The organism is Streptomyces sp. NPDC058375, assembly GCF_042723425.1.
Lineage (GTDB): Bacteria > Actinomycetota > Actinomycetes > Streptomycetales > Streptomycetaceae > Streptomyces > Streptomyces durocortorensis.
On sequence record NZ_JBHXJG010000358.1, the window covers coordinates 1 to 5,498 of the forward strand.

General features: G+C 69.8%; 1 protein-coding gene. It reads right to left on the bottom strand.

All coding sequences use genetic code 11. The features are described 5' to 3' along the window. Nucleotides 1-82: 82 nt before the first annotated feature. Nucleotides 83-5,398 carry a pullulanase-type alpha-1,6-glucosidase gene (gene pulA, locus ACFWM7_RS33160; protein ID WP_383267912.1) on the bottom strand — a complete coding sequence of 1,772 codons (5,316 nt, stop codon included), beginning with the start codon at nucleotides 5,396-5,398 and terminating at the stop codon, nucleotides 83-85. Between the last annotated feature and the right edge of the window lie 100 nt (nucleotides 5,399-5,498).

A 5,498-nucleotide genomic window follows, 5' to 3' on the forward strand; every position in this document is an offset into this window, starting at 1 on the left:
GGAGCAGGACCGGCCCGGTGGACCGGGACGGCTGTCGCGGCTTCGTCGCCGACGTCTGCCGTCACCGTAGTGCGGTGGGAGGTCAGCGCAGAGTGAAGACGGCCGCCGTGCGTCCCGGGACGGTGAAAGTGGCTGATTTCCCGTCGTATCTGGCTCGTTTGACCGTAAGATCCGCACCCTTGGCCTGGACCGGGTGCAGGGCGTACGTCTTCCCGGCCGGTGCGGCGAGCCGCTGGGTGGCGGTGTCCGGCGCGGCGTTGAGGACGACGACGAGCTTCCCGAGGCGCATGGTGATCACGCCGGGGGTCTCGTCCTTGCCGGAGAGCGGGAAGGACAGGGCGGACTGCACCTGGTCCGCGGTGCGCAGGGAGAACTCCTTCTCGGTGGAGCGGATGGTGAGCAGGTCGCGGTAGGCGGCCGAAGCCCCGTCGATCTGCGCGCACTTCGGCGCGATGGTGCCGGTGGCGGCCAGGAGCGGCTTCGCGTACGACCACTTGTCCTGGTTGTCGGCGGCGGGCGGGAGGCCCCGGCCGAAGCCGTTGCCGTCGCTGCAGTCCCAGTGCAGGGCGTTGAACCAGTCGCCGCTGTCGTAGGAGTTGCGGTCCAGGGACTTGGAGCGCAGCAGGTCGCTGCCCGCCTGGGAGAGCGAGGGCCCCTGGGAGAGGACGGAGGCGGCCATGGCGACCACCTGGGCCCTGGCCCGCGCAGAAGCCGTGGCGTCGGCCGGGAGCTTGAAGGCGAGGGCGTCGAAGAGGGTCTCGTTGTCGTGGGCGTCGGAGTAGGCGAGCGCGTCGCCGGGTGCGGCCGCGTAGCCGGCGGGCGCCCCGTTGTAGTCGACGTCCGCGCCCTTGACCGTGCGCCCGGAGGTGTCGGTGAAGGTGTAGCCGGCGAGGTTGCCGGTGAGACCCACCTTGATCAGGTCCTGGTAGTGCAGCAGCCGGGCCTTCTGCTCGGCGCGGGTGCCGTTCGCGGGCGAGGAGTTGGGGTCGGTGTAGAGGCCGGAGGCGAAGCCCTGGACACCGGGGTCCTCGTCGAAGGGGCCGCCGCCGCGCACGGCGTCGCGGGCCCGGTCGGAGAAGGTGGCGATGCCGGTGCCGGCCATGTTCTTCTGGGTGGCCTGGACGAAGCGGGCGTCGTCCGCGATCTCGCCGAAGTTCCAGCCCTCCCCGTACAGGATGATCTTCTTGCCGTCGACGCCGTCCTCGGCGAGCGTGAGCCGGTCCAGCGCCTTGCGGACCTCAAGGATGTTGTCCTTGGGGTGGTGGCCCATCAGGTCGAAGCGGAAGCCGTCGACCTTGTACTCCTTCGCCCAGGTGACGATCGAGTCCACGACGAGCTTGCCCATCATGGTGTTCTCGGGCGCGGTGTTGGCGCAGCAGGTGGAGGTGGCGACGGAGCCGTCCTCCAGGAGCCGCTGGTAGTAGCCGGGCACGATGCGATCGAGGACCGACTTGTCGTCCTGCCCGGAGGCGACGGTGTGGTTGTAGACGACGTCCATGACCGTACGCAGCCCGGCCTTGTTCAGGCCCTGGACCATCTGGCGGAACTCGACCGTGCGCTCGGTGCCGTCCGGGTCGGAGGCGTAGGAGCCCTCGGGGACGGTGTAGTGCAGCGGGTCGTAGCCCCAGTTGAAGCCGTCCTTGGCCGCCGCCTTGCTCACGCACTCCTGCTGCTTCTCGGAGTCGGGGGCGGGGGCGGCCAGGTCGCAGTCGGGGGTCGCCTGGTCCTTCTCCTTCTCCGGGATGGTCCCGATGTCGAAGACGGGCAGCAGGTGGACGTAGCTGGTGCCGGAGTCGGCGAGCTTCTTGAGGTGCTGCATGCCCTTGGAGCGGGTGTCGGTGAAGGCCCTGTACTCACCCGGGTGCTTCGCCGTGCGGTCCGTGACGGAGAAGTCGCGGACGTGCAGCTCCTGGATCTGGGCGTCCCGCAGCGGGGTGGCGGCGGGCTTCTTCAGGCCGGACCAGCCGCGCGGCGCGAGCTTCGGGTCGGTGAGGTCGACGACGAGGCTGCGGGCCGAGTCGGCGGTCAGGGCGGTGGAGTAGGGGTCGGTGACCTTGTTGGTGACCAGCTTCTGGACGGTGGGGGCCCAGACGGTCACGGCGTACCGGTAGGGCTTCCCCTGCCAGCTCTTCTTGCCGGTGACCGACCAGACGCCGGTCCGGTCGTCGCGCTTCATCGGTACGGTACGGCCGTCGAGTTCGAGGGCGACGGTCCGGGCGGTGGGGGCCCAGACGGACAGGGTGGGCGTCGACTTGCGGAAGACCGGGCCGAGTTCGGTGGAAGCGGCCTTCTTGCCGTACAGGTCGTCCAGGATTCCGGCCGTCTGTACGCCGGTGGCGGCGAGCAGGGCCCCGTTGGCTGCGCGCTGGGTGGCGATCAGCTGGCCCCGCAGGGACTCGCGGACGCGGTCACGGTCGCGGGCGTCCACGGTGAACGCCGGATAGTCCTTCAGGTGGGGGAACTTAGCCTTCTGGGCGTCGCTCAGCGCGCCCGGGGTGAGCCGCAGCCACTGACCCTCGTCGGAGAGCGCCCCGTCGACGACGGAGATGCCGCCCTTCTTCGCGTACACGAGCTGCTGGCTGGTGGCGTCGGTGGCCTTCACCTTCCAGACGACGGTGTTCGCGTCGATCCACTGCGCCTCGGCCTTCGACAGGTCGGGGGCCGCGCCGCCGCCGGTCTGCGGGAGGAGGTAGCCGGGCTTGCCGCCGAGCATCCAGACCTCGTGGCCGTAGGTGGCGAGGTCGAGGGACTGGTCGCTGGGCAGGTCCTTCTCGTCGCCCTTGTGCAGGATGTAACTGAGCGAGGTGGCCCCGTCGACGAGCGGCACCTCGAAGGTGACCCCGTAGGCGTCCTTCTTCACCGGCATCAGCGGCTTGGCCCAGTCGGTGGGCTCCTTGGCCCCGGCCCAGGCGTGCAGCCCCCAGCCGTCGTAATTCCCGTCCGGGCGGTGGTAGTTGAGAAGCGCCTTTGTGGTGTCCTGCGGCGGCGTCTCGGGGGCCTCGGCCTGCTGGCCGTCCTTGCCCTGCTCGATCCAGACCTGCCCGGTCACGCCGTGGTCGATGGTCCGCTGCGGCCCGTCCGCCGTGCCGTTCTTCTCGACGGTGTACGGGACGGAGTCGGTGCCCTTCTCCAGGTCGATCCAGGCGAACGCGCCGTATGCGTCCCGCCCGATGAACTCTGCGGTCTTCTCACCTGACTTGAGCTGCCAGCCCTCGTAGTCGCCGTCGGGGCGCTGGTAGTGGACGACGGCCCGGTCGCGCTCGACGGCGACGGGCTTGCCGGGCGGCGGTGCCTGGCCGGCGGTGGTGGAGGCCAGGGCGCTGGAGGTGCGGCCGACGCGGTCGACGACAACGGCCTTGTAGCGCAGGGGCGTTCCCGCCTTCACCGTCGTGTCGAAGTGCTGGGTGACCTTGTACGGGGCGTGGTCGGCGGTGCCGAGGGTCCGCCACTTGCCGTTGCCGATCTGGGCGGCGAAGACGACCCGGTTGAGCTGACCGCCGTCCACGTCGGCGGCGATCTCGACGGTGCCGGTCGCGCCGGCCGCCGGGGCCTTCAGCGAGACGGCGGGCTTGGCGGCGGGCGCGCCCACGGTCCGATCCGCCTTCAGCACGAGGCTGGACAGGGCGGGCACGGTGACGGTGACCTTCTTGTCCTTGCCACTGCGGACCGCACCGGAACCGCCGTAAACAGTACGGAAGTTCATCTCGGCCGACTCGGTGGCGAGCTGGACCTTCATCGGGCTCGTGCCGTTGTTGGAGGCGACGAGGTACTCGTACGGACGCCGGGTGTCGACGCGCGAGGTGGCGTACACCGAGCCGTCCGCGAGCCGCTCGATCTGGGTGCCGTCGCGCAGCGCCGGGTGCTCCTTCGTGAGCTTGGAGAGCGCGGCGATGGAGCGGTAGACGGGGTGGTTCGTGTCGTACGCGTCCGAGGCGTGGGTGCGGTCGGTGCCGAGCTGGTCGTCGTCGAGGTAGTCGGCGGTCTTCGAGGCGAAGAGGGTCTGCCGGGAGTCCTTGTCGCCGCCGACGCCGGTGAAGCCCTGCTCGTCGCCGTAGTAGATCACCGGGTTGCCACGGCCGAGGAACATCAGCTCGTTGGCGAGCCGGGCCCGTCTCAGCAGCTCGGCGTCGTCCGCCTTCGGGTTGTCCTGCTTGAGGAAGGTCCCGATGCGGCCCATGTCGTGGTTGCCGAGGAAGGTGACCTGCTCGTAGGCGTTGGCCTTGTCGGTGGTGTAGCGGAAGTCGTCGCCGTACACCGAGGCGAGCTTGTCGGCGGGCGCGCCCTGGGAGGCGAACTGCCGGGCGGCGTCCTGGAACGGGAAGTCCAGCGTGGAGTCCAGGCGGCCCCGGGTGACGTACGGCGAGGTGACCTCGGTGTCGGCGGAGTAGACCTCGCCGAACATGAAGAAGTCGTCCCGGCCGCGCTTGGCGGCGTAGTCGTCGAGCGCGGTGGCCCACTGGGTCCAGAAGTCCAGGTCGACGTGTTTGACGGTGTCGATGCGGAACCCGTCGATGTCGAAGTCGCGGACCCACTTCTCGTAGATCTTCTCCATGCCCTTCACGACCTCGGGACGCTCGGTCCACAGGTCGTCGAGCCCGGAGAAGTCGCCGTACTCGTTGGACTCGCCGGCCCACGTCGAGTCGCCCCGGTTGTGGTACATGGTGGGGTCGTTGAGCCAGGAGGGCACTTTCTTCCCCGTGCCGGGTGCCTGCACCGGGGTGTACGGGAAGGAGTCCCGGTCGACCTTCTTGACGCCCTCGCGGTCGTCGAAGGGGCGGCCGTCCTGGTCAAGGTAGGGGAAGGCGCCCGTGGGCTTGTAGCCGTAGGCCTTCTCCGCGTAGTCGACGGTGTCGGCGGTGTGGTTGGTGATGACGTCGAAGAAGACCTTCATGCCCTTGGCGTGGGCCTTGTCGATCAGCTTCTCCAGGTCGGCGTTGGTGCCGAAGTGCGGGTCGACCTGGGTGAAGTCGGTGATCCAGTAGCCGTGGTAGCCCGCCGAGGCGTCCTTGCCGGTGCCCTGGACGGGCCGGTTCTTGAAGATGGGCGCCATCCAGATGGCGGTGGTGCCGAGGCCCTTGATGTAGTCGAGCTTCTGGGTGAGCCCCTTGAGGTCGCCGCCCTGGTAGAACCCCTTGTCGGTGGGGTCGTAGCCGTGGTCGAGACGCGAACCGGTCAGCCCGCCCCGGTCGTTGGAGGCGTCGCCGTTGGCGAAGCGGTCGGGCAGCACGAAGTAGAACTGCTCGCGCGTGAGGTCGTGCCGGGCCGACTCACGGGCCAGCTTGGCGTCCGAGGGCGGGGACGGCGGCCGGGGCGAGGCGGCGGCGGCCGCCGGGACGACGGGCAGCAGCGCCGCGCACAGGGCGGCCACCGCCCCTCGTCTGAGGGTCGTTCGGGACACGGAGGGTGCTCCTCGGGGCTTGATCGGTGCGGGGACGGGGCCGTGGGGGTGGCAACGGCCCCGTTGAGTGGGGGTAGGGTCAGACCCGCCCAACCACTGC